Consider the following 25,289-nt stretch of genomic DNA (forward strand, 5'->3'; position numbering starts at 1 on the left):
TACAAATAATTGAGGCTATCTTTTTTTGCGATAAGTATTAAGATTTTAATTATCTTGCTTCACTTATTCTTTCTGCTTGTACTTCATTTAAACTACCCATTTTCTTTAAAGCCCCTTGTAGCATCCAATAACAAGACACCAGCATTATCAAAACTCCAAAAAACTTAATTACATCTGTTAATATAAAATATTTCCCTAAAAATCCACCTAATAGTGCTCCTAATGGTGCAAGAGCCACGGACAATCCAATCATTCCTCCCATTGCACCGGCAACGCTCTCTTTTGGAATCATAAGCTGAACTATGGTTTGAGAATAGATATTTAACATACCGATAAAAACCCAGCCCGCTGTAAAAAGGAGTATGGTAATAATGCTGTTTGATGCATGCATAGAATCAAATAAACTCATCCCCATCCAAGCTAAACCTGCCAATGCAATACCATATATATATACTTTCCCAAGTTTTATTTTTTTGACATACCCTAGATTTGCAATGAAAGAACCCAATAGTATCCCTATTCCTGAAGCACTTAAAAATAAACTATAGTAAAGTTCATTTTCTGAATATGCCGGAAGTATCGAATAGATTCCCGAGGCAGCAAAGTTTATTATAATCACGCCTAATAGAAGTGGGAACAGGATTTCATTTTTCCACAGTTTTAACCCACTCTTCAGTCTTGAAAAATGGCTACTTATCAGATTTTCATTTTTACTAGAACTGCTTGAATTTACTTCTGAAACAGCCCTAGACAAAAATAGAAACAAAAAAGAGTTAATAAAAAAAGTCGCACTGTCTATATAGTAAGCACTCATTAGACCGTATGCTAAGATGACAACACCGCTTAGTGCATTAAAAATAGCATCTGTCCCTTGATATGCAATACTGAAAAGTGAGTTTGCAGCAATCAGTTTACTTTCATCCATAATCTTTGGTAAAAGGGATAGCTGACCCGGATACACTAACTGGTTTATAAAGCTGACAATCGGCATTATAATAAGAACATGGTAGACTTCTAATGCTCCCATAATTTTAAGAAGCGGAATGATTAAAAGCAATATACCTTGGCACAATTGCGAAAGTATTAAAAATCTCTTCATATTGATTCTATCTAGTATAGGACTTAGTATGAGCTGAAAGATTCCCATTATCGATGTCAAGAAAAGTGCCAAGCCGGTATATAAAGTCGACCCGGTCATATTGTAAACCAGAGACATCGTTGCAATCGTATAGATACTGTCTCCAAAATTAGTGATAAACCTTCCCAACAAAAGCAATAAAAAATCATAATTCTTTAACATGTCGTTCTCCTTTAACGTTGTAATTTATTTTTCTGTTTGCCATTTTTTTATGACCTCTCGGTCATTTAAGTAATCATAAAATTATATGCATGTGTTTATATATTATTTATCGTTGTAATTATTTTTACTGTTAGCCTTTTTTAATGACCCTTTAAAGGGTCATTAATCAATCTTCCATAGATTAAATCTTATACTGTCTTTTCCTCCATTGTCCACTGAGTATCTTTTTACCAATTCTTTAAATTCGGACATGAACTGTTTTTCATCATCCATAGAAATGCTGAAAACCTCACTTTCCCCATTTAGAAAATTACTAAAAATACTCGGGTCCGGAACAAAAGCAAGAGCTGTCGGAAGATAGTATTTTTGTACTATACCATTTACCATATCAGTGTCCACAACTTCAATAAAACCCATATCTTCCATAATTTTCAGATGATAATGTATCCTGCTTCTAGGAATCCCCAGTGAGTTTGCAATCTCTTGACTGTTTTGTGGAGTCTTCCCAAGCTTCATCAGGATATCTACCCTTAGTGGATCACTTAATGCCTTAAGTTCCTCTAAATCACTTATATAGTATATTTCTTTCATATAAAACACATCCATTTAATTATATTCTATTACTTATAAACTAGTATACAATATAAAATAGTTACTGTCAAATATATTTTATCGTTTATTAACTATTTTACGTTTGATTTATTCTTTATGATTTGATTTCTTTCTTTGATTGTTTTGTATTATTTTTTGTTCGCAGAAAAATATAATTCTTTAAAGTATGAATGGTTTCTGATTAGCTCTTTAAACCTTCCTTCTCCAACTAAACGACCATGATTCAATACATATATTTTGTCATAATTTTCTATGATTTCTTTATTTAGTCTATGTGCTATGGAGATTATTGTTAGCTCTGAACTTAACAGCTTTTTCTCAATCTTCTCAAATGTATTTATGTCCAGGGCAGAAGTGGATTCATCTAATAGAATTATTTTCTTTTTGTTTAGTATTCCTCTTGCAAGAGATAATCTCTGTTTTTCTCCTCCGGAAAATGAGCTTGAATTCCTGTCTGTCTTGTATTCCTTTCCTCCTTCAAGTTCATATACTCTATTTTCAATCTCTGAGAAACTCAATGCAAAGTCTATATCTTCGTCTTCTATTGTTTCAAAAAGTGTGGTGTTTTCTTTTATACTACCATCAAAAAATACCGGTTTTTGAGGTACATATGAAATATTATCGTAAATATATTTAGAATCCAATGTCTTAAAATCTTCACCATCAATTGATATATCACCGGTATACATCGAAAAGAATTTTAGTAACAGTTTTAAAATTGTGCTCTTACCCGATCCACTGCCTCCAACTATTAAATATTTTTTCCCTATCTCAAAATCCAATGAGATGTCCTTTAATATTTCTTTATTACCGAGTGTTAAGATCACATTTTTAAAAGATATATTGTTTTTTATTGGATTGCTTGGAATTTTAAACTTTTTATCAGATTTTACATATATATGTTTTTCTATATAATCATCGCATCCTTTTATCTTAGGTAGAAGACTACTGATTCCAGATAATGGACCTAGAATATTTCCGGACAAAAAGCTTATCGTAAATACTTGTCCTATTGTCAAAAAACCCGATATTCCCAAATACATGGCAACTAGTAGAGAGCTGAATACTACAATTAATGCTGATATATTTCCAACCATCGACACTATATCTATAAATCGAAAGGCATCCCTCTTATTTAATGCCATCTGATCATTACTGTCCATATGTTTATTTATTGCTTTGTCTTGTGCATTGTATGTTTTAAATACTTCATAACCCGAAATTATTTCATTTAAACTCATAGTATATGATTGCATACTGGCATTATATTTAGCGACTTTATTCCTTAATTTACCCATAAACATTTTAGGAAGTAATATTGGAAGTAAACCTATTACTAGGATGAATAAAGTTATATATGGACTTATTACCATTAATGTATATAGGGTTACAACTAGTACTATCATCTGATTTATCAATAAAAAGATAGGTTCAAAGAACTGTTTTTCCAGTAAATTTATCTCATTTATTAGTAGTGAACTATAATAAGAAGGCTCTTTGGAGATTAAGTATGCCATTTCTTTATTAATATTCTCTCTAAATATTTCCGTTCTTGTATAAAACAGTATTTTAGAGTAACACTTTTTTTCAAGTAGTTTGGATATTAGATATAAAACGAGAGTCAGAGTTAGTACGTATAATACTCTAATTAGATATAATCTAAATTGATTTTCATCTTTTAAAGCTATGTCAAAGCCTTTCCCCATCAATTTAGTAACTTCGGTAATGAAAATTGTATAGGCAAATAGAGCGATAATCATCATTGTCAGAATTATTTTGTTTGTTATGAAAGCTCTAACTAAAACACTGTTTTTCTTATTCATGTTTATCACCATTATTCTCGAATTTTAATTTTTCCAAGCCATGACTGTTATTGTTCAACAGTTCTTCATAACTTCCACTTTCATTTACTTTCCCATTCTTTAAGAATAAAATTTCATCATATTCACGAATTAAGTGATTTACTCGATGTGAAATAGAAAAAATTGTTCTGTCGGACTCCAACAACTTCTGTTCAACTTCCAGTGCTTTTATATTATCTAAGGCAGATAATGCTTCATCCATTATTAAGATTTCCTTATCCATAACTATTGCTCTCGCAATTGATATTCTCTGTTTTTCACCTCCGGATAAGTTTGAGCCTCCTTCTTTGACCGGTTCGTAAATTCCACGTTCAAATGATTTTACAAGTTCACTCAAACCTGATATTCCTACAGCTTTTTCCACAGACTCATCAGGGATATCTTCATTAAATAGAGTAATATTATCCTTCAAATTTCCATTCATCACAAAGACATTTTGATCTATAAAAGCTATCTTATCCCAAAACTTTTCAATATTTAGCTCTTTTAACTCAGTGTCATCTATAAGGACTTTTCCTTCATAGTCTTCCTCATACCCCATTAAAACTTTTAAAAAGGTTGATTTGCCAGATCCACTTTCTCCAAAGATGATATATTTCTTGCCCTTCTCAAATCTATAATTGAAATTATTAAGCACTTCATTATTACCATATGAGAAGCTAAGATTATTGAAAGTAATCTGTTTATTAAACTCGAAGTCAGTTCCTACTGAGTCTTTATTTTTTATATTCTTCTCTAAAATCTGATTAATCTCTCCTCTGATTTTCTTTGTAGAGTCAATCATGGATAAATTTATAAGTATCTTGGATAATGGTTCTCCAATATTATTTACATATCCAAATAGCACCGTTGCAAGTGACAATAAGAGTATTCCGTTTATGCTGTCATTTACAAAAAACAATAATGATACAACTTTTACTATGTATACTGCCAAGAGAATAAATGTATTATTTGTCGCCTTCCATCTCTCTTCGTATAACCTGATATCTTCATAATTTTTTACATCTGTTATGTACTTATTTATAAAAACATCATCCTTATTGTATGTCTTGATTAATTCTATGCCCTCAGAATATTCCAAGGTCTTTTCTGTTAAAACTCCTAAACCCTTAGCAGTTTTTTGCCCTGAATCATTTATTACCTTCCTAAATATAAATTTCTGAATTACTGATGGAATTAAAAGTATTAAAACCAGAAACACATACCTGATATTGATTCTCCCTATTGCCACTAACATAATTAAAAACATCGATAGACTATTTATTATATTTAGATAAGCTTCTAGGAATAATGATTCCAACTTTTCAACATCATTGATAATTACCGATAATAGATTCCTCTCTTTCAGCTTTCTAGCCTCGGAAAAACTTGTCGAAAAAAATTTTCTTATAATGTCTTCTCTTAGTTTCTTAGAAAACTTATAAATGATATTTCTTTTAACAAAGATACCTATGATATCCAAAATGAAAAGTGTTGCAATAACCAGCATTGTATAAATAGTTATCTGGTATGCCGCATCCATATTTGAAGATTGTACTGTCTCTGTAATAAGTCCATAGATTTGAAACAATACCACTCCAACAAGTCCTGTTATAACTGAGAAAATTGTATATATTAGAATATGTGTATTTATTTTTTTAATATTGTTTTTCAAAGATATCACCGTCTTTTGTAATTATAATACTCTTCTAACATCAATTATAGCATTCTTGTTCATTCTAAGTTCTATTTCAATAGGTTCCTCAATTTCTTCTTGATTCAAACTCATTTTTTGTAATTTTATAACATTAACCGGGAACTTTATTCTCTGAATCTCCTTCTTTTCTAAGGCAAAAAAATACAAGCTTTTCCCTAATTCAAACATTACATCTAAGTGTTGATCATTTATTTTCTTCTTTAATCTGTTTTTAATTATTTCAATCATTTTCACATTATTATCCCTTAATTCTTTGTACAAATCTATATCTTTTTTTGACTCTCTTAAGGTCTCAATACTATGTATGATTAAATCTTCGTTATTTTTATACATTCTTAAATAATCATTATTATACGCTTCTGAGTATTTCTTATATATATACTTAAAGTACTTATTCATGAATAATAAATTTGCTACAAAGATATCTAGATGTTTGAAATTCAGTCTAATCTCAGTATCATAGGTATAAAAATTCGAAAACAATGCTTTATGCTTTCTTATCAACTCAACCATTTCACTTAAATATCTTTCTTCGGCAGGAAAAGCATTGATGTTTTTTTCATCAAAATACAGTAAATTTTTAGTTTTTCTCATTTCTTCGGTTTTTGGTAAAACCATTAAAGGATGCATTTGTATATTAGTAATTCCTAACTCTAACATTTTTGATACAAGTCGCATCGAATCTTCTAGGTCTTCTATAGATTCATCTAAGAAGCCATATATAAATGAACACGTCACTCTATACCCTTTCATGGCCAGATAGCTTGTTTTTAACAATATATCATCTATTTTTATGTTTTTGTTTATTATTCTTTGCATTTTAGCTGAACCCGTTTCAATCCCTAGGTATATATTTCTACAGCCCGCTTCATACATAATATCAATTATTTCTTTACTTAGAGTATCAACTCTAGCAGAACATCCCCATTCTATATCTAACTTCTGTTTAATCATTTTCTCGCATACAGATCTAACTAATTTTTTATTGAGAGTAAACAAATCATGATTAAAAGAATATCTTTTTATACCGTATTTGTTCTTAATATATTTTATCTCTGCTACAATATCATCTGGACTTTTCAACCTATACTTTCTTTTCCAATAATAACTAGTACAACAGTAACTACATGAAAATGGACATCCTCTTCCAACATCTACTGGATAATAATATATATCATCTTTCAAATATCTATCCAATATATTTTCATCAATTAAAGGAATTGTTTTTAAGTCCACTAGTTCAGTATGCATAATATTATTAAATATCTTATTTCTAATTTCTCGTTCTAAAGGTTCTACTTTGCCATGGATTGCCATGTTTCCTAAATGGAATAGTTTACTTTCTAGACTTGTCATGTTCAAGTTTTTTGTCGTAATAAGTTTTCTTTTTGCCATTGTCAATTCTTCATCACTCACACCGCTAAAAGTTATCTTATTTAATTCTTCAATAACTACCTTAAAAACCTCCTTGCTTTTAGATTTTTCAAAAACCGATGTTAACCCTAGTGTGCAACAATCCTTATACTTCGCTACAAATCCACCCATAATATAAACTAAACTTCTTACCTCTCTTAACTCTTTATATAACCTATTACTTAAAATAGGGTCAGCTAAGATTATTGAGAGTAATTCTGTATATAATACTTCATTATTAGCGTATATAGGAATTCTAAATCCAATAGATGCAGTGTTGTTATTAGTTACACTATTGTTATCATAATATACGCCAGTTTCATTATCAGGTAACTCACTATAAACTTTGGTCGATCTGTCTTCTAAACTTTGAAATTTCTCATAAATTAAGTGTTTTAATTCAGAGTAATCTATATCTCCAACTACAATAATAATTGTATTCTCGGGTGTATATGTATCCCAAACTAACTGTTCTACCTCATCTATCGTAAAATTATTTAAATTTTGAATAGACCCTAGTATAAGCTTACCTATATCAAAATTGCCATACAAGGCTTGTCCTGTTCGTTCTGCTATCTGATTAAAAGATGAGAAAAAACTAGAAAGTTCTCTTTCTATAACTTTTTTTTCTTTTTCAAAAACAGTATTTTCAAATTTAAAATTTTTTATCATAGCTAACATAGTGTCAAGACAAATTCTAATATTATAACTCATAGTTTCAAAGTAAAATCTAGTACACTCCTTAGTAGTCGATGCATTACACATGATTCCATTTTCATTTATTTCATTAAAACAATTTTTTAACTGAGTATTATGTATATTATTTCTATTAAACACCATATGTTCTGCAACGTGTGAAATTCCATTATTATCTATATGTTCATTCCTACTTCCTTGTTTTATCCACATACCAATTCCGACAACTTTTGCTTTTGGTATTTTATGAAATATAACTTCAATCCCATTATCTAAAAAAAACGTAAATAATTCATTCATTATTTTCTCCTATTTCCATATAGCTATCTATGTCTTTATACACTTGTAATTAACATCGTTTTCTCTCTTTATAGCTCATATCCCCCAATGTTAGAGTACTTTGTAGAATAATTATTGTCCTTTTCTACTACATAAGAGTTTAAGCTTAAAAGATTTACAAAAACTACAAATAGTAGTAAAATTAAACATGAGTATGTTTTTAATAACTTTTTCAATTTTCCCCTCCACAAATATTATTACTAGGAAAATATTACAACGAAACACAACTTATTTCCAGTTGGAATTACAACTTGACAAGTAGGTGAATTTATGTTATCTCATGAAAAGATAGGAAAAAATTTAAAGTCTATACGTACTAATTATGGTATAAGCATTGAGACAATGAGTCTAGAAACCGGAATTTCTCAAAGTGTCATCAAGGGGATTGAATCGGGTAATAATTCGATAAATCTTTATACCCTTAATATTATCTGTTTGTTTTTGGGAGTTGAGGTAATTGAGTTAATGAATAATAGTATAAGCGAAGAGATCCTGATATTTAGAAAAACTTTGAGTAAAATAGAAGATAAAATTCACAAGTATGACTTTGCTAATATTACTGCTGACTTAAGGACATTGAATGAAATCTCGAAACTTGGAAGTATATCCCAATTGTATGAAGTTGATTCTATTTTAAGTTTTTACTACGCGCTGGACTTTTTTGCAAAAGAAGAATACTCTGAGTCCATAATCACATTAAAATCAAGTTTGAATAGAAGTAGCAAAAGCCTTCGTAATTTAACTACAGTAATTGATAAGTCACGAGTCGACATGTTAATCGCTATAAATTTAGCATCAAAAGGAGATTTAAGTGGTGCAATTAAACTTGAACTGGATCTTATTTCTCAAAACAAAGATCCCATCGTTAACTCCAAGATTCGTCTTAACTTAGCCAAACACTACTATTCAAAAAAACAATACTTAAAAGCTTATGAATTAACTTTGGGTAATATAGATATGCTTAAAAATAATAAACTATTTAGCAGATTACAAGGTGCCTATTGGATGAAAGGCATTTGTGAGTACATGATGAATAAAGAATTCTCCCAAAGTCTTAAAACAGCCATACATATTGCTCACTCATTTAATCTGACCAATCAATGTAAACTATTTATAAACTCCGCAAAAAACGATTATGGCTTAAATATACAGCTCCCCTAACCCCTATATGCCAATGCAATTAAATAAATAAAAAAGAAAATAATATTTTCTAGAATTTTGAATCAAAAAAACAAAGATAAACCCAATGACCCTAAGGTTTATCTTTGTTTTTGTAATGAAATATCTAATTTAATTATCTTTTAGGGTTAATGCAATAGCTAAAGTAATTGTAGCCTTGGTTTTTCTCTCCCTCCGAGTCGCTTAAGCGCCCCACCTCCCTCGTCAAATGGAGGCTATTAAAGACTAAAATCCATTGTTGAAAGTTCTACAATAAACATTAGACCATGGATTAAATTCAAGTCTTTTAATCTCTTTACCTAAATAAAAAACCAAGCCATTTATGACCTGGTTTGGTTTTTCTTTATTTGTTTATTATTCGGTTTCCTCTTGTATTTCTCTACCGGGTAGTATTAGGTTTAGGGCTATGGCGAAGATGGTGGCGGTGGTCATTCCGGATCTGAATATTATTTGGACAGTTTCAGGAAGATGTGATAGGATTTCAGGTTTTACTGCTACTCCCAGTCCAAGTCCTAATGAGATTGCCAGTATCAGACTATTCCTTTTATTAAAGTCTACTTCTTGAAAGTTTTTAATTCCCCCTACTGCTATCATTCCGAACATTATGACTCCTGCTCCCCCGAGAACAGGGCTTGGCATTATGTTTACAAGTGCTGCAAGTTTTGGAAATACTCCCATAAGCATAAGGATTCCTCCTGCAATTGCAACTACATATCTGCTTGCAACTCCGGTTAGAGGTATAATTCCTATATTCTGACTAAACGAAGTATTTGGTCCCGCTCCAAAAATACCTGCCAGCATCGATCCTACTCCATCCCCGAGCACAGATCCCGAAAGCTTTTTAGAGCTGTACTTTTCATCACATGCTTTGAATATCAGCAGTCCTCCTCCGATAGTCTCAACAGTTGTTACTAAATATGCAGGGACAAAGGCCAATAATGCGGGCAAATCAAATTTTAATCCATACTTCAATGGCTGAGGCATTACGAAATAGCCGGCTTCAAATACTGATGAAAAGTCTATCATATTCATAAATGCAGCGAGTATATATCCCACTATAATTCCGATAAGTACTGCAGCTGAGCTGAAAAATCCTTTACCGAACTGGTTTAATAATATGATTACTATCATAACTGTAGCTGCTAGAAATAAATTCTTTAGTATTCCGTATTCTCCATATCCTCCAATCCAGTCTATGGCCACAGGTATCATTGTAAGTCCAATGGAAACTATTACAGTTCCGGTTACAATTGGAGGAAATATATTTCTTAACTTTTTAATAAATCTGCTAAGTATGATTTCTATAAATGATCCGAAAAATGTAGCTCCAAAATATCCCGGTAATCCCAATGTCGAAGCAACTGCGATTCCCGGTCCAACAAATGTAAAGTCAGTTCCCATTACCATAGGAATCTTTCCTCCTACCGGTCCAATACCCACAGCTTGGATTATGGTTGCAATACCTGAGACAAATAATGTCATACTAATGATATATGTATTTTGTTCAGCTGTTAATCCGAGTGCGTTTCCAACAATTAGCGGTACTGCTACAATCCCTGTAAATGCCGCAAGTATATGCTGGATTGCAAGGGCAATTGACAATGCCAATGGCGGTTTATCATCCACTCTGTACTTTATTTCCGATTCTTCTCGGCTCTTTTTATCTACTCCATCTGTCGTTAAATGCTCCATATATTCACTCCCCTTTAATAAAATCTCTTACTAATTTTATCACATAATTGGAATGAAGTTAAGTTAATGTTTTATCAATGCTGCATATAAAAAAACCGATACAAAAAGTATCGGTAATTTTAAACTTAAGCTAAGGCTCCATCCAGTACCAAACCTTCATTCCATAGGAATTTAGCATGGTCTATTTTCAATGTATCGTCTTTTGCTTCGACGCCTTTCTTTACGTAAACCTTAACTCCATCCACATTATACTCGGTGTAATTGTGGTCATCCGAGGGTATTCCCACCAAAACTGATGGTCTATATACTACGCCTGCTCAGGAGCTACAAGCAACAACTTCTGCTCTTACAGCTTCCATCTTATGTTCTTGGATGTATTCTTTAGCTTTTTCTGTAATAATTATTTTCATAATATTTACCTCCTTAGTTTTATTATAAAGTATATCTACTTTATGCGATATATACCCATATTTATAAGCTTATAAACAATATTTATAATACGTTAATTTCAATGTTATAAGGATATAGTTTAGAACTTTATGATTCCCGGTACTTAAAGCGTCTTTGATTTCTCGCAAGTCTAAATTTTTCATTTTAAGAAATGATAAATTAAATCTTAAAAATACAGTATTTTAAAATTTTCCATTATACCAATAATTTGTAAATAATTTTATTTGACTAATGTATAAAACTATGATAGTATGTATGAAACTAAATACACAGTGTAAGTTAGAGGCTGCGGGTGCAAAGAGTAGATTTCGAAAGGTGTAACCGCCGAAATGCCGAAAGGTGTTGGGACCATGCTTAATAGGTATGGTACTGTCAACGGGAGATGCCCATTTCCCGGTTGGTGAGCTTCTTACATTGAGGGCAGAAGGAATATCATGAGTGCCTTTTGCTCATGATTTTTTTGTATATTTTTTTATTTAAAGGAGTGATGGGATGAAGCTATTTGGAACAATGAGTATCAAAGAAAATGAATTAATTATAGGCGGTATAGGGGTAAGTGAGCTGAAATCCAAACACGGCACTCCTCTTTATATAATTGACCAAAAAGGATTTGAAGATAAAGCCAATTTATTCATAAATAATTTTAAATCTAATACATTTGATACGAGAGTAATTTATGCATCCAAGGCATTTATGAATCTATCAATTGCAAAACTCGTATCTAAACTTGGATTATGTATTGATGTAGTAAGCGGCGGAGAGTTATATACAGCTCTTAAAGCCGGATTTGATCCTAATAAAATATATTTTCACGGCAATAATAAATTGTACGATGAACTAGTCTTAGCAGTTCAAAATAGAGTTGGAACCATTGTAGTAGACAACGAGTATGAATATGATTTGCTTAGCGGTATATCAGGAGAATTCGAAACAGTAACAAGAGTGATTTTAAGAGTTAACCCCGGCATTGAAGCTCATACACATGAATATATACAAACTACAAAAAATGATTCCAAGTTTGGTTTAAGTATCTTCGATGATAAAACTATGGATTTTATAATCAAAATGAGTTCTGATCCGAATATAGATTTTGCAGGTATTCACTGTCATGTAGGATCGCAGGTCTTTGATGAAAATACTTTCTTAAAAGAAGCAGACGAGATGATAAAATACGCTAAAGAAATCGAAAATGAAGCACAGGTTGTATTTAAAGAGCTTAATCTAGGTGGAGGATTCGGTGTCTACTATACAGATGAAGATAATCCTTTCGAACTTGGAAGTTTCTTAGGAAGATACACTAAACACATAGAGCACAAGCTTTCCGAATTGGATCTTAATCCTGAAATCATAAGTATTGAACCCGGAAGATCGCTCATTAATTCATATGGTTCAACTCTTTATACAGTAGGAGCAATTAAGAAAACAATGGCAGGTCTACCCTATGTTTTCGTTGATGGAGGAATGACCGATAATCCTAGACCATCACTATACCAGGCAAAATATGAAGCTGTTATAGCAAATAAGATGGATGATACGGACCTTGAATCCTATCGTATTGCAGGAAAATGCTGCGAAACAGGAGACATCCTAATTAAAGATGCCTCTCTTGCAAACCCAATGCCCGGTGATCTGCTTTTAATAAGTTCTACAGGAGCATACAATTATTCGATGAGTTCAAACTATAACAGAATACCTAGACCTGAGGTGGTCTTTGTAAAAGACGGAGTTTCGAAAACGGCAGTAAAAAGAGAAACTTATGAGGATTTAATAAGAAATGATGAGGTGATAGATTGAGTAGGGTTGTAATGAAATTCGGTGGTTCATCAGTAGCTACATCTGAAAAGATGAAAAAAGTTTCAGAATTAATACTCAAAAGAAAATCTGAATATGATGATGTAGTAGTTGTAGTATCTGCAATGGGAAAAACCACAAATAATCTTATAGCACTGGCTAATGAACTTAGTGATGAACCAAATAAAAGAGATATGGATATGCTTTTATCCACAGGAGAAATGGTTTCTGCTTCACTGATTTCAATCTATCTGAATTCGGTAGGACATAAGGCAATAGCACTTACAGGTTTCCAATCAGGTTTTAAAACCATCGGTGAATACTCCAAGAGTAGAATCGAAAAAGTCGATACCGAAAGACTGGAATCCGAATTAAATGATGGAAAAATTGTAATAGTAACCGGTTTTCAAGGCATGAATGAACTTGGAGACATCACGACACTTGGAAGAGGCGGTTCTGATACCTCTGCTGTCGCTCTAGCAGCTTCACTTGATGCAAGCTGTGAAATCTACACTGATGTTAAGGGGATATATACAGTAGATCCACGTATAAGACCAAAGGCTCGAAAGTTAGAATATATCACTTATGAAGAGACTATGGAGATGGCAAATCTTGGAGCGAAGGTAATCGAACCCAGGTCAGTAGAAATGGCAAGTAAGTATTCAGTTCCTCTTTATATAGCACTGAATACAGGAGATGTAAAAGGCACATATATCAGTACGGAGGTGGATAATTTGGAAAAAAGCGCCATTACGAATATATCAAAAATAGACGGAGTCCTACTCGTAAGCATGAGTGAACAATTAGGAGTTGATTCCAAGATTACAGAATGTTTTGTAGAATTGGCAGTTCAAAACATAAACCTTGATATCATCAGTCACTCGCTAGATGACGAAGGTAAGCCTATCACCTCTTTTACAAGTACTGTAGACAATAAATCCAAAATTGACAGCATTCTAAATAATATGGATATCAAACACAGATTTACCGAAGATGTCAGTAAAGTATCAATCATCGGAACTGCAATGCGAAATCAAGTAGGAGTTGCAGCAAGGGCTTTTAAAGTATTTTTAAGTGAAAATGTTGATTTTTATGAAGTTTCTACATCAGAGATAAGCATTTCTTATGTAGTGGATAGCGTTAATGCTCTTAAAATAGTAAATGCACTAGCAGACGAATTTAATTTATAATTAGGAGGAAAATGATGAAAAAAGCGAATTTGGCAGTAGTTGGAGCAACAGGAATGGTCGGTAATACCATATTAAAGGTATTAGAACTAAGAGATTTTCCAATAGAAAATCTGTACTTATTCTCATCGGCAAAATCAGCAGGAGAGGTTATCAACTTCAGAGGTAAAGACGTAGTCGTTGAGGAACTGAACGAAAACTCATTTGACAGAGACATCGACATCGCTCTATTCTCAGCAGGAGGAGCAATCTCAGAAAAATATGCACCACTTGCAAATGAAAAAGGTGTAATAGTTGTTGACAACAGTTCATGTTTTAGAATGGATGAAAATATACCGCTAATGGTGCCGGAAGTAAACCCTGATGCACTTAAAGAAGATTCAATGCTGGTATCAAACCCTAACTGTTCAACAATTCAATCTGTAGTAGTTCTTAAACCACTTTACGATGCATTTGGACTAAAAAGAGTTGTCTACAATACTTACCAAGCAGTTTCAGGATCTGGAGTTGCGGGAGTTAAAGACCTGGAAGAAGGAACATGTGACAACTACCCATACCCAATTAATAAAAACTGTTTACCACATATAGACTCATTTACTGAAAACGGCTATACAAAAGAAGAACTTAAAATGATCGATGAGACACATAAGATACTAGGTGACTATGACATCAGAGTAACTTCTACTACAGTCAGAGTACCGGTTAAAAACTCACATGCCGTAAGCATGAATATCGAATTTGAAAAGCCATTTGAACTGGAAGAAGTATTTGAAGTATTAAGAAATGCACCTTGCGTAGTTGTTGAAGACGATGTAGAAAATCTTGTATATCCTCTACAGCAAAACGCAGATGAAAAAGACGAAGTATTTGTAGGAAGAATAAGAAGAGACTTTAGTGTTGACAACGGAATCAACCTATGGTGTGTTGCAGACAATATTAGAAAAGGAGCCGCTACTAATACAGTTCAAATCGCAGAACTGATTTTAGAGAGGTTGTAAGCTAACAAGGAGGATAAAATGTTATTTAGAGGATCAGGAGTTGCAATAGTTACCCCTTTTAACGAAGACGGTAGCGTTAATATGGAAAGTTTTGTTACACTTTTAAATTTTCATCTTTCACATGGTACGGATGCCATAATTGTAACAGGCACAACAGGTGAAGCATCCACAATGACTGAGGATGAAAAGTTCGCAGTTATATCTAAAGCTGTCGAGGTTGTAAATGGTAGAATACCGGTGATTGCAGGAACAGGGAGTAATAATACGGCTGCTTCGGCAGCCTTCAGTAAAAAAGTTGCTGCTCTAGGAGTTGACGGACTACTGGTAGTAACTCCATATTACAACAAGACAAGTAAAAGAGGTTTGTACGAGCATTTTAAATGTATCGCAGAAGCTGCCGCTCCTGTCCCGATTATTCTCTACACAGTTCCGGGACGAACAGGGGTGGAAATCCCGGTAGAAACGGTTAGTGAACTTTCAAAAATTGATAATATAGTAGGAATTAAAGACGCAACCGGAAGCATCGGATATGCGATAAATGTAAGAAATAACACACCGGATGATTTTGCAATTTATTCCGGAAACGATGATATGATAGTACCTCTTTTATCTGTCGGAGGAGCTGGTGTTATATCTGTACTCGCAAACTGCATGCCTCAAGAAACTCATGACATGATAGAAGAATTCTTTAACGGAAATGTACAAAAAGCTACGAATCTTCAGTTAAAACTAAATCCTTTCATTGACGCATTATTTGTAGAGACAAACCCTATACCGGTAAAAGCGGCGATGAATAAAATGGGATTTGATGTCGGTAGTTTAAGACTTCCTCTCTATGAAGCTGAAGATTCTACAAAAGAGCTTCTTAGAAGAGAAATGATGGCACTTGGAATAGTTTGCTCGTGATATTATGAAAATACTTTTATCAGGAGCAACCGGACAAATGGGAAAGGCGATTACCGAGGTAATCGCCTCCCATAATACAGACCAAATAGTGGCAGGTTTTGCAAAAGATGTCAATGATGCTCTTCCCTATCCGGTTTATAACCATTTAGAAATTTCAGAAGAAATAGACGTAATCGTTGACTTTTCGTCTCCTGCAGCACTTAGAGAACTATTGGATTTTGCCGTTTCAAAAAATATCGGCATAGTCCTTGCATCTACAGGTTATTCAGATGAAGATGTTTCTGTAATTAAAGACGCATCTACAAAAATACCTATTCTTTATTCAGGAAATCTAAGCCTTGGAGTAAATGTTATGCAGATAATCGCTGAAAAACTTGCATCAATGCTAGAAGATTTCGACATAGAGATAGTTGAAAAACATCATAGGTATAAAGTAGACTCTCCTAGTGGAACTGCCAAGATGCTATTTGAAGCTGTGAATAAAGGAAGAGACAATAAGCTTAACGCACTTCAAGGAAGAGACGGATTCTATAGCGAAAGAACGGTTTCAGAAGTTGGAGTATCATCACTTAGAGGCGGAAATATAGTAGGTGAACATACCGTTTATTATTGCGGTGAAGATGAAGTAATAGAACTTAAACATATTGCGGCATCTAAAAAAATATTTGCAAATGGAGCAATAAAAGCTGCGAGATTTCTAATAAATAGAGCTCCCGGCTTATATAATATGAATGATGTATTAATGGAGGTTTGATGAAAAAAATAAGAATTGGAATCGTAGGATATGGAAATTTAGGTAGAGGTGTTGAAACCGGTTTAAAATACGCTGAAGATATGGAATTAGTAGGTGTATTTACAAGAAGGGATGCATCTGAGATAGAGTCTGAATCTAAAGTTTATAATTTAAAAGAGATTGATAATTTTAAAGATTCTATAGATGTTTTAATCCTCTGCGGCGGATCAGCTAATGACATCCCCGAGCAAGCACCAAGACTTGCAGTTGACTTCAACACAGTTGACAGCTTCGACAACCATGCTCATATACCTGAATACTGTAATAAAATGGACTCGATATTAAAGGAGAATAAAAGGACATCCGTAGTATCTTCAGGCTGGGACCCCGGACTATTCTCTATCAACAGAGTTCTCTCAGAAGCAATCCTACCGCATGGTGAAACATTCACATTTTGGGGAACCGGCGTAAGTCAAGGTCATAGTGATGCAATAAGGAGAGTAAGTGGAGTAAGTGCAGCGGTTCAGTATACCATACCAAGTACTGAACTTATAAACGCAATTGCAAATGGTGAAAAAGTAAACTACAACTCTCATACAGCTCATAAAAGAAAGTGTTATATTGTTGCAGAAGAAGGATCAAACTTAGATACCATAAGAGAAACCATTGTGAACATGCCGGATTATTTCGTAGGCTATGAAACAGAAGTCGAATTTATTGATATGGAAGAATTCGAAAAAAATCATAAAGGCATGCCCCATGGCGGAAAAGTTATAAGAAGAGGATTCACTGACGATGTAAATATGTCCCTATATGAATTCTCATTAAACCTTAACAGCAATCCTCAGTTCACAGCAGCCGTCAACATTGCATACGCAAGAGCTTGCTATAAACTGCATAATGAAGGCATCTACGGAGCAAAGACAGTGTTGGATGTACCTATTCGATATCTGTCACCAAAATCATATGATGAATTATTAAAGATGATATAAGTATAGCAGCGAACAATATTCGCTGCTATTTTTATATTGACAATTAAATTAAAATGCTTGATAAAACTTCACTTCATTTTCGCGCTGAAAAAAACTCCCTTAAATTTAAATGCTTACACATTTAAAGGAATACATCATTCACTATTTGGTATTTAATTAATCAAGCTTCGGTAATTTCAGTATTACAAATAATCCGGTTAGAAATAGTGGTAGAATTCCAAGAATAGAATATCTAGGGATTTGTGTTATATCCGCTATTAAAGCCATTATCAAAGGTCCAAAAACTGCTGCGAATTTTCCGAATATATTGTAGAATCCGAAAAACTCATTTGAATTTTCTTTTGGTATTATCTTTGCAAAATAGGATCTTGATAGGGCTTGGATACCACCTTGAGCTGATGCAATCAATAATCCAAGAATAAGAACATGTGAAACGGAGGTTATAAGATAGGCAAATATTACCACAATCATATATGTTATTATCCCTACTATTATCATAAATCTAGTGCCATACTTTTCGCTTAATTTCCCATATATAATTGCTGATGGGAAAGATACAATCTGTACGATTATTAATACTCTTAAAAGCAAAAATATATTTAAGTTTTCTGCACCGATTACTTCCCTTGAATAAGGCACAACCATCCTTATTATAGTATCTACTCCATCGATATATAAGAAGTATCCAATGAGAAATGTGAATACTATCTTATGTTCTCTTATATTTTTTATCGTTCTAAATAGTCTTTTAAAACTATTAATTACAGGATTGGGTTCTTTTTCAACACCATACACTTGATTCACATTTTTAATAATCGGAATAGATAATAAACCCCACCATATTGACGTTATTAAAAACCCAATCTGATACCCAATTAAACGATCCATTCCCATACTAAAAATAATAAACAGGGATAACAGTCCGGGAAGTACGCTTGTGATATATCCAAAAGCAAATCCGCTAGTAGAAACACCATCCATTCTTTCTTCTGTCGTTACATCTACCAAAAAAGCATCATAAAAAATATTAGCTCCCGAAAAACCAATTGCAGAAAAAATATACAATAATACGAGCATTTGCCATATACCTAGTGGTATGATGGCCATAGTTCCGGTTGCGACAATTCCCAACATTAAAAAACTAAGGAAAAACTTCTTTTTGTAACCTCTATAGTCTGCTATTGTTCCCAAAACCGGACTTATTATAGCGATAATTATGCTGGATAGAGAATTGAAGTATCCCAGCTCCATTCCTCTTCCTATTTTAAACATGCTGAAATATAGCGGAAATAGTGCAGTTACTGCCATTGAATATGCCGAATTTGCACAATCATACAGAATCCAGCTCCATTCCTTTTTATTAAATTTCCCCATAGCTTCCTCCACTTTATAACCTACTCAACAATTCCTATTCATCTATTTAACATAATAAATTATCCAACTATATTAATCTGTTTGTATTATACTTTTATTATATCATGCGATTTGGTATATTGCATATATTAGATTAGAATACTTAAATTTAATCTAATTGTTAATAATCTGGGTATTGTTGGATTACTTAATTATGTTTCTTGGGGAGTTGGGTAGTGGTGAGAGATTAGGGATAAGTCTGAAATATAAAGGTAGAATTCTTCTAATTCCTTTGTTATATCTCTCCCTCAGTCTGCTATCGCAGACAGCTCCCTCGTCAGATGGAGCCATTCGAAGAACGAAGTGATTGGCTAGAATTCGACTGCCAAAAGATGGAGCTGGAAAACATCAGGCAGCTAACGCTGCCTGACATTAATAGTTTGTGATTAATGTATATACCAATACTATTTGATAAGGAACCTGATTTTTTACACTAAAACTACATTTTTTGAGATTAGTTTGCACAATGATAATATTCGCTTCTCTTCGTAATACCTATCACCAACCAGATCACTATTATTGCAACTAAAAGATGCTCGTATACTTGATTTTTTTTAGTACATCTCTTTATACTTTCTTAAGCCTGAGCTTTTATAAAGCCTTCACACTATAATATTTATTTAGAATTTAATATATACAGAATCAACCTGACTATAGTACCAGAATATAGCATAATTTGAAAAAACTATTTCTTTGTACAAAATTCAGATTACCCAACAAATTCTAGTTATTAGATCCATGTTACATAATCTTAATTAACATCTTCTATTCAATAATATGAACTGGCTAAAAAACCTGAAAAGCTGTAAATATTCTGCTTGCGTAAATTCTATCTTATTCTTAAAAAAAGTGCGATAATTAAAAGAATGCTTCCAATCGTGACCACTGTTAATCCTACTGATTTTAAAATAATATCAATTACTATTTCATTAGGCAGAGGTTGAAAAGTTTTATTGCTCTTTTGAAAATAAAGCCTAGTTTCAAATACACTCAGAACTAAAAGTACTAAAGCCACATACCAAAACTTAAGTTTAGCAGACATTAAATATATTGATATACTAAATGTTAGTAGAACTAATATATTTAATGCATATAAAGATTTTATAGAAATTTTTTTATTTTTCATCATTATTTACATTGATTAGTTACATAAGTCCAACCTACACTTGATACACCAGCAACTATTACAGCAGCCACAGGACCACCTACTAGAAATGCGGTTTTCGTATATAAAGCACTAACCGATGTTCCTACTAATCCTACCAAATAAGGACACCACCAAGGAGAGCCGTAAGTAATGTATTCTGGTGAGCTATATAGAATATTATTAAATGCCCCTTCATTATCCTTACCTAAAATCATTTTATTTCCATCTTCCTTTATAAATTCTATAGTTTCTGGAACAGAATCTACAGAGTTTACCCTAATTTCAGAGCTCAAGTCTTCATGAATTTGAATCAATCCTACGGTTGAATTATCATCATTAGTATAATAGATAAAGTCAACACCTTTTATGTTCATTACATTATGGTCAATCATGAAATTATGATGTTCTAATTCTTTAATTCTATTTTTCAAATCCTCATTGTTACTAATTAGGTTGTTATAGTAATCCTGATCTTTTATCTCAACAATTAAATCATCAACTTCTGATGCATTAACAGATGTAGTTACGATGTTGAAACATATTATCAATAACATTACTAAAGCAATCTTAATAGTTATAGTTTTTTTCATTATATTCCCTCCTAATGCTATTTTCCCTCGACTTGCTTCTTTAGTTAGATTTTAGTCATCTATTTTTATTAGAGCATCAAAATATCCAAATAATAGTTTCATGCTTAATCTGCTATTCTTCCGTATCATTGAGCAAAAACTCAAGCTGATAAGAATACCGGAATAGATAATTGGGCTGTAAAAAATTCGTCTTAAATAAACTTTATATACCCGTAGTAAATATTAACAATGCTTTTACACTAGGCAGCTGTCGCTGCCTGATATTTATAATTTGTGCTTAATTCCTATACTAACACTTTTTGAGAAAGAACCGTTTTAAATAAAATGTAGTTTCAATCATCCGAGATAGAATAACTTTAAACAATAAAACACCCATATACTCTATAGAAATTGAAACACCTACACCTACTATTGTTGAAAGTACTAAATCCACACCATGGTAAGTGGTTTAAATCTTTTGTTATTTACAAAGTAGTAAATAACAGGAGTTGTGATTCCCATACCTACATCTGAACTTATAAGAAAAACCTCGTTAAGACCACCTCTCGCAAAAAAGGCATTAAATATTGGAATAGATATAGCTGGAAACATTGCAATTATTATAACAGTTAAAAAAGTTATTTTTTAAGTATCTAAATTTTCGTTCGATTTCATTTTTCACCTACATTGCATTTTGTAATAATTTAAGATCCCTTCTTATTTAAGTATTTGTACATATACTAAAAACTTAAAGCTGGATATTTCTATCAGTCTAAATCCATATTATTGACTATAAAACACTAAGATTTTGATGATAGATATCCACCATACAGCTGCTGAAATTATTCCAACAGCAAAAGCAGCAAACCCACCACCAATTGCACTTGCTACTGCTGCAAAAACTGCCGTAATGCTTGAACATATCATTCCAAGTAAGAATGTTACATAGTTTTGTATTTAGGCTAGGTTTTGAATTAGTTATAATAGTTGTATCTGAGTCATAATCATCAATAGAGATGTGGGATTTGAATTTTCCTTGGTTTACGTACAGTCTTTCTCAATTTTCAATTCGTAAAAACCTTCTTTGAATTCGCCATTATAAAAGTTTATACTTCTAGCATCATATACTTGCCATCTTTAATTTGTATCATCCCTTCTATTCTTTTATCTTCATTATTATAATATATGACTTATGAATCCTCAGCAGATATGATGTTTTTTAATTGCATCCCAACTTCATTTAGATTAATTATTTCATCCTTAAGTCCTTCAATGTCATGACTAATTTCATTAATCTTATCTATATTATTTATTTCTATTTCGCTACTAGCTTCCTGTGCATATACTACAGTGTTATGCATTATAACTACTTATGCTATCACTATGCTTATAACCAAGATGCTGTCTTAATTAATACTTTCATTTAAATCCTCCTATTTTATATTATTCTATCTATAATAATGGTAAAATATCTATAACCGTCAAATAAATTTGATTAATTTCAGTTCATCAACACCTATCAAGCTTATAGTTTAATCTCCTAAAATAACTCTAGAACAAAAAGAACGCTTCATTTTAAAGTTATTGCTATGCCTATTAATTTTAAGGGATATTTAAAATTATATTTTTCCTGAGATAGTTCGAAATTTTTATCGCTTTTGTAAATCATAACATAGTTTCAAATTCACTTTTACTAAGAAGTACTACATATATACCAAATCTTAGATTCAGCAGAAATTGAACACATTTACACATACACATTAATAATAACAATATATTAAGAGCATATAGAAATTTTATAGAAGTCTTTTTTATCTATTCTATTCACACTATTATCTAATCAGTCTAATCAACTATGAAATTAACGTCTATGTTAGAATATTACATTAGTCAATAGTTTTTCAGATAGTCTATTATTTATAAACGTACTATTCAGCAATAATACCTCCTTCTTTTTTTATTTTAATATTATATTTAGTGTTTGTTAAAGAGAGCACATACTCTCTTAAATTACTACCTATGATGTTGGCATCACATGCTTATTGATATAAACCATTATATAGACTTTGTCCATCAATAATGATTATAACATCTATTATTTAAAATGATCAGATTCTTGCACAATCTGCTATTTTTCTGTTGCATTCTGTAAAAATAACATTCTAGACTCATAAATAAACTGGAAGTGATAATTTGACTTTAAAAAATTCGTCTTGACTAAATTCTATATATCCTTCGTAAGAATCAACAATACTTTTAACGCTTTCGATTCCAAAACCGTGTTTGCTTCTGTCTTTTTTATTTGTTGTTAATTCAACATTTTTGTACTTATATGAATTTATCATTCTACATTGAAGTACATGTCCTTCTTTTCGAATCATTATATCTAAAAATCTGTTATCCTTTTTTAAACTCATATTAGCTTCAATCGCATTGTCTAGAAGATTACCAATTATAACGGTTAAATCTCCCTTGTTCATTGGGATTTCTTGTGGTATGTCGCAATAAATATTTAAATTACTAGAATCGATGTCTAAATAGTCTAGCTTTTGATTTAAAAGGTAATTTATTGATTTGTTTTCTGTGAAAAGCTTTATGCTTTCTGATTCTAAATCTCTTATTATTTTTCCAATTAATCTATCTTTAACTTCAGGTTCAGAATCCTTAATATCAATTAGCATATTTTTAAAATCATGCCTAATTCTATTGATTTCTCTATTTTGTTTTTCAGCGATAGAATAATATTCTTTTTTTGCTTCAATTTTAAATTGAAGTTCATTCCTTTCCATTTCATACTTTTTTTTAAGTGCTTGTTCATAAATAGACCTATAAGCAAAAATAAATGAACTTACTATCATCATCATATTTATAATAATTGGCAATTGAAAATTTATATTTTTTAAAAATAATTCACTGGAAGTTGAGTAAATAATTGTCACCATAATAAATACCACAAAATATAGACTATATTTTTTATTAACATCTTTGAATTTAATCGGCTTAAAACTCATAATCATTAAAATTGCTAACAATAATACAATACAATTTATTATTATCGGCAGAATATAATAATCTTGATAATTTTCAATGTGTTTTAATGATAATTGATAGATTACTAACCAAATCAAAACTGTTAAAGCTATGAAAAAGAAAATGAAAGCAAATTTTTTTATATCCATTTGCTTGTAGTTAATTAGTCCGATTAAGAAAAATGCCTGAGTAATTAAAATATGATTCATCATCAAATCAATATTTAAACTACTGACCATTGTTTGGGAAATTATTATAATTACGGTCGATATTATGAGCGTGATATTTTTATTTTTTCTTTCGAAGAAATACTCAAAAAATAATACAATGGCTACGCATTTTATAGTTTCATTAAATAGATACAACAAAAAGTCCATCATAATTTCTTCAAACTCCATTTTGAAAGTGCAAATTTAAAGTCTCGATATCCGCTTCTACTAAAAGGGATACTTTCTCCATTAATCATTCTCGCTACAATTTGACCGTGTATTTCATCTGTTTGGGTAAGATATAAAGGGTTTATATACGAGGATTCACTTACTCTAATGAGCTGATTATCTAATCTACTTCTCAAATTTTTTAATGAATCATAAACTTCAAACTCATCAGTCCTAGTCGTAATACTGCATGTCCGACCTGTCCTTTTTATTGATAGAATATGATCGATTTTTATAATTTGTTTTTTATTAGCTACAGTTATTTCGAGTAGTGATTTTCCAGAAGCTCTATCTTTAATAATTTCATTTAGGACAGTCTTTAGCTTTTTATTATCTATAGGTTTTAGTAAATAGGCCATAGGCCTTGCATCATATCCAGATACTGCATACTTTTCATGCGATGTAATGAATATAATTTCTGCAATTTCGTTAGTTTCTCTAATCTTTACAGCATAGTCTACTCCATTTTCTGCACCTATTTCTATGTCTATGAAGTAAATATCAAATTCTTCTTTATCTCTAGCAATATCTAATTCTAAGCAGGACTTATATGTTTTAATTTTAAAACGGGTTCTAAAATGATTCTCAATAATTTCTTGAAGCTCCTCAATTATTTTTACGTCATCATCTAAAATTGCTACACTAATCATATCTCACCTCATTAAAGTTTATTAGTTTTAATTTTTATACAAGCATAAATAAATTCTAGTCTTTATCAACAAAAGAAAGCATGCTGTTTAGGGATATGCTTTCTTTATGATTCTATATTATTTTTTATATGAGACTAATTTTAGCTTTAAAAATTTATTCACATGTTAAGCCAGTATGTTATTAAATAATATAAAAT

General features: G+C 31.7%; 20 protein-coding genes, 1 pseudogene and 1 riboswitch. Of the genes and pseudogenes, 8 read left to right on the forward strand and 13 right to left on the reverse strand.

From position 1 onward, the window contains the following. Positions 1-49 precede the first annotated feature (49 nt). The 5 genes from VZL98_09355 to VZL98_09375 form a co-directional block, all read right to left on the reverse strand. Entirely contained in the window at positions 50-1,300 is a 1,251-nt protein-coding gene (locus VZL98_09355) for an MFS transporter (protein WVH62897.1), read from the reverse strand. 162 nt (positions 1,301-1,462) lie between these two features. Beyond that, entirely contained in the window at positions 1,463-1,891 is a 429-nt protein-coding gene (locus VZL98_09360; GenBank protein ID WVH62898.1) for a winged helix-turn-helix domain-containing protein, read from the reverse strand. A 149-nt stretch (positions 1,892-2,040) separates the two neighbouring features. Further along, positions 2,041-3,735 (reverse strand): ABC transporter ATP-binding protein, encoded by a 1,695-nt coding sequence (locus VZL98_09365; protein WVH62899.1) that lies wholly within the window; start codon positions 3,733-3,735, stop codon positions 2,041-2,043. Beyond that, positions 3,728-5,428: an ABC transporter ATP-binding protein gene (locus VZL98_09370; protein WVH62900.1), complete on the reverse strand. Its 1,701-nt coding sequence runs from the start codon at positions 5,426-5,428 to the stop codon at positions 3,728-3,730. The genes VZL98_09365 and VZL98_09370 overlap by 8 nt, the downstream gene beginning before the upstream one ends. Positions 5,429-5,449: 21 nt before the next feature. Next, entirely contained in the window at positions 5,450-7,879 is a 2,430-nt protein-coding gene (locus VZL98_09375) for a radical SAM protein (protein ID WVH62901.1), read from the reverse strand. 309 nt (positions 7,880-8,188) lie between these two features. On the opposite strand from VZL98_09375, the gene VZL98_09380 reads away from it, so the two are divergent. Then, positions 8,189-9,079 (forward strand): helix-turn-helix transcriptional regulator, encoded by an 891-nt coding sequence (locus VZL98_09380; protein WVH62902.1) that lies wholly within the window; start codon positions 8,189-8,191, stop codon positions 9,077-9,079. Positions 9,080-9,451: 372 nt separating this feature from the next. Here VZL98_09380 and VZL98_09385 read toward each other — a convergent pair whose 3' ends face one another. Both VZL98_09385 and VZL98_09390 read right to left on the reverse strand, forming a co-directional pair. Next, positions 9,452-10,789 carry a nucleobase:cation symporter-2 family protein gene (locus VZL98_09385; protein ID WVH62903.1) on the reverse strand — a complete coding sequence of 446 codons (1,338 nt, stop codon included), beginning with the start codon at positions 10,787-10,789 and terminating at the stop codon, positions 9,452-9,454. A gap of 125 nt (positions 10,790-10,914) precedes the next feature. Next, positions 10,915-11,091, reverse strand: a pseudogene (locus VZL98_09390) (CC/Se motif family (seleno)protein). Positions 11,092-11,511: 420 nt separating this feature from the next. After that, a riboswitch (Lysine riboswitch) is annotated at positions 11,512-11,655 on the forward strand. A 76-nt stretch (positions 11,656-11,731) separates the two neighbouring features. On the opposite strand from VZL98_09390, the gene lysA reads away from it, so the two are divergent. From lysA to VZL98_09420, 6 genes are read left to right on the forward strand one after another with little or no spacing between them, the layout of a single operon-like run. Next, positions 11,732-13,033, forward strand: coding sequence for a diaminopimelate decarboxylase (gene lysA / locus VZL98_09395; protein ID WVH62904.1), 1,302 nt, complete (start codon positions 11,732-11,734; stop codon positions 13,031-13,033). Continuing rightward, a complete protein-coding gene (locus VZL98_09400) occupies positions 13,030-14,220 on the forward strand; it encodes an aspartate kinase (GenBank protein ID WVH62905.1) in 1,191 nt (396 codons plus the stop codon). The genes lysA and VZL98_09400 overlap by 4 nt, the downstream gene beginning before the upstream one ends. A 14-nt stretch (positions 14,221-14,234) precedes the next feature. After that, positions 14,235-15,215: an aspartate-semialdehyde dehydrogenase gene (locus VZL98_09405; GenBank protein WVH62906.1), complete on the forward strand. Its 981-nt coding sequence runs from the start codon at positions 14,235-14,237 to the stop codon at positions 15,213-15,215. An 18-nt stretch (positions 15,216-15,233) separates the two neighbouring features. Continuing rightward, complete coding sequence (dapA, locus tag VZL98_09410) at positions 15,234-16,121, forward strand: 4-hydroxy-tetrahydrodipicolinate synthase (protein WVH62907.1); 888 nt, start codon at positions 15,234-15,236, stop codon at positions 16,119-16,121. A 4-nt stretch (positions 16,122-16,125) separates the two neighbouring features. Then, positions 16,126-16,875 carry a 4-hydroxy-tetrahydrodipicolinate reductase gene (dapB, locus tag VZL98_09415; GenBank protein ID WVH62908.1) on the forward strand — a complete coding sequence of 250 codons (750 nt, stop codon included), beginning with the start codon at positions 16,126-16,128 and terminating at the stop codon, positions 16,873-16,875. Beyond that, complete coding sequence (locus VZL98_09420; protein ID WVH62909.1) at positions 16,875-17,846, forward strand: diaminopimelate dehydrogenase; 972 nt, start codon at positions 16,875-16,877, stop codon at positions 17,844-17,846. Before dapB ends, VZL98_09420 begins: the two co-directional genes overlap by 1 nt. Before the next feature lie 156 nt (positions 17,847-18,002). On the opposite strand, the gene VZL98_09425 is transcribed toward VZL98_09420, so the two are convergent. The 3 genes from VZL98_09425 to VZL98_09435 form a co-directional block, all read right to left on the reverse strand. Beyond that, positions 18,003-19,220: an MFS transporter gene (locus tag VZL98_09425; GenBank protein WVH62910.1), complete on the reverse strand. Its 1,218-nt coding sequence runs from the start codon at positions 19,218-19,220 to the stop codon at positions 18,003-18,005. A gap of 868 nt (positions 19,221-20,088) precedes the next feature. After that, positions 20,089-20,385: a hypothetical protein gene (locus VZL98_09430; protein ID WVH62911.1), complete on the reverse strand. Its 297-nt coding sequence runs from the start codon at positions 20,383-20,385 to the stop codon at positions 20,089-20,091. Positions 20,386-20,387: 2 nt separating this feature from the next. Then, positions 20,388-20,996 (reverse strand): hypothetical protein, encoded by a 609-nt coding sequence (locus VZL98_09435; GenBank protein ID WVH62912.1) that lies wholly within the window; start codon positions 20,994-20,996, stop codon positions 20,388-20,390. 787 nt (positions 20,997-21,783) lie between these two features. On the opposite strand from VZL98_09435, the gene VZL98_09440 reads away from it, so the two are divergent. Further along, complete coding sequence (locus VZL98_09440) at positions 21,784-21,924, forward strand: hypothetical protein (GenBank protein WVH62913.1); 141 nt, start codon at positions 21,784-21,786, stop codon at positions 21,922-21,924. Between the two features lie 241 nt (positions 21,925-22,165). Here the strand turns inward: VZL98_09440 and VZL98_09445 are convergent, their stop codons facing one another. The 3 genes from VZL98_09445 to VZL98_09455 all read right to left on the reverse strand — a co-directional run bounded on the left by VZL98_09445 (position 22,166) and on the right by VZL98_09455 (position 25,092). Then, a complete protein-coding gene (locus tag VZL98_09445) occupies positions 22,166-22,336 on the reverse strand; it encodes a hypothetical protein (protein WVH62914.1) in 171 nt (56 codons plus the stop codon). 807 nt (positions 22,337-23,143) lie between these two features. Then, positions 23,144-24,403, reverse strand: coding sequence for a GHKL domain-containing protein (locus tag VZL98_09450; GenBank protein ID WVH62915.1), 1,260 nt, complete (start codon positions 24,401-24,403; stop codon positions 23,144-23,146). Further along, positions 24,382-25,092, reverse strand: coding sequence for a LytTR family DNA-binding domain-containing protein (locus tag VZL98_09455; GenBank protein ID WVH62916.1), 711 nt, complete (start codon positions 25,090-25,092; stop codon positions 24,382-24,384). The genes VZL98_09450 and VZL98_09455 overlap by 22 nt, the downstream gene beginning before the upstream one ends. Between the last annotated feature and the right edge of the window lie 197 nt (positions 25,093-25,289).

It is taken from the genome of Peptoniphilaceae bacterium AMB_02 (assembly GCA_036321625.1).
GTDB classification, from domain to species: Bacteria; Bacillota; Clostridia; order Tissierellales; family Peptoniphilaceae; genus Microaceticoccus; species Microaceticoccus formicicus.

Coding starts and splice junctions, on each gene's coding strand:
- VZL98_09355 (WVH62897.1), bottom strand. CDS start 1,300: ATGTTAAAGAATTATGATTTTTTATTGCTTTTGTTGGGAAGGTTTATC.
- VZL98_09360 (WVH62898.1), bottom strand. CDS start 1,891: ATGAAAGAAATATACTATATAAGTGATTTAGAGGAACTTAAGGCATTA.
- VZL98_09365 (WVH62899.1), bottom strand. CDS start 3,735: ATGAATAAGAAAAACAGTGTTTTAGTTAGAGCTTTCATAACAAACAAA.
- VZL98_09375 (WVH62901.1), bottom strand. CDS start 7,879: ATGAATGAATTATTTACGTTTTTTTTAGATAATGGGATTGAAGTTATA.
- VZL98_09380 (WVH62902.1), top strand. CDS start 8,189: ATGTTATCTCATGAAAAGATAGGAAAAAATTTAAAGTCTATACGTACT.
- VZL98_09385 (WVH62903.1), bottom strand. CDS start 10,789: ATGGAGCATTTAACGACAGATGGAGTAGATAAAAAGAGCCGAGAAGAA.
- lysA (WVH62904.1), top strand. CDS start 11,732: ATGAAGCTATTTGGAACAATGAGTATCAAAGAAAATGAATTAATTATA.
- VZL98_09405 (WVH62906.1), top strand. CDS start 14,235: ATGAAAAAAGCGAATTTGGCAGTAGTTGGAGCAACAGGAATGGTCGGT.
- dapA (WVH62907.1), top strand. CDS start 15,234: ATGTTATTTAGAGGATCAGGAGTTGCAATAGTTACCCCTTTTAACGAA.
- dapB (WVH62908.1), top strand. CDS start 16,126: ATGAAAATACTTTTATCAGGAGCAACCGGACAAATGGGAAAGGCGATT.
- VZL98_09420 (WVH62909.1), top strand. CDS start 16,875: ATGAAAAAAATAAGAATTGGAATCGTAGGATATGGAAATTTAGGTAGA.
- VZL98_09425 (WVH62910.1), bottom strand. CDS start 19,220: ATGGGGAAATTTAATAAAAAGGAATGGAGCTGGATTCTGTATGATTGT.
- VZL98_09430 (WVH62911.1), bottom strand. CDS start 20,385: ATGAAAAATAAAAAAATTTCTATAAAATCTTTATATGCATTAAATATA.
- VZL98_09435 (WVH62912.1), bottom strand. CDS start 20,996: ATGAAAAAAACTATAACTATTAAGATTGCTTTAGTAATGTTATTGATA.
- VZL98_09445 (WVH62914.1), bottom strand. CDS start 22,336: ATGCATAACACTGTAGTATATGCACAGGAAGCTAGTAGCGAAATAGAA.
- VZL98_09450 (WVH62915.1), bottom strand. CDS start 24,403: ATGGAGTTTGAAGAAATTATGATGGACTTTTTGTTGTATCTATTTAAT.
- VZL98_09455 (WVH62916.1), bottom strand. CDS start 25,092: ATGATTAGTGTAGCAATTTTAGATGATGACGTAAAAATAATTGAGGAG.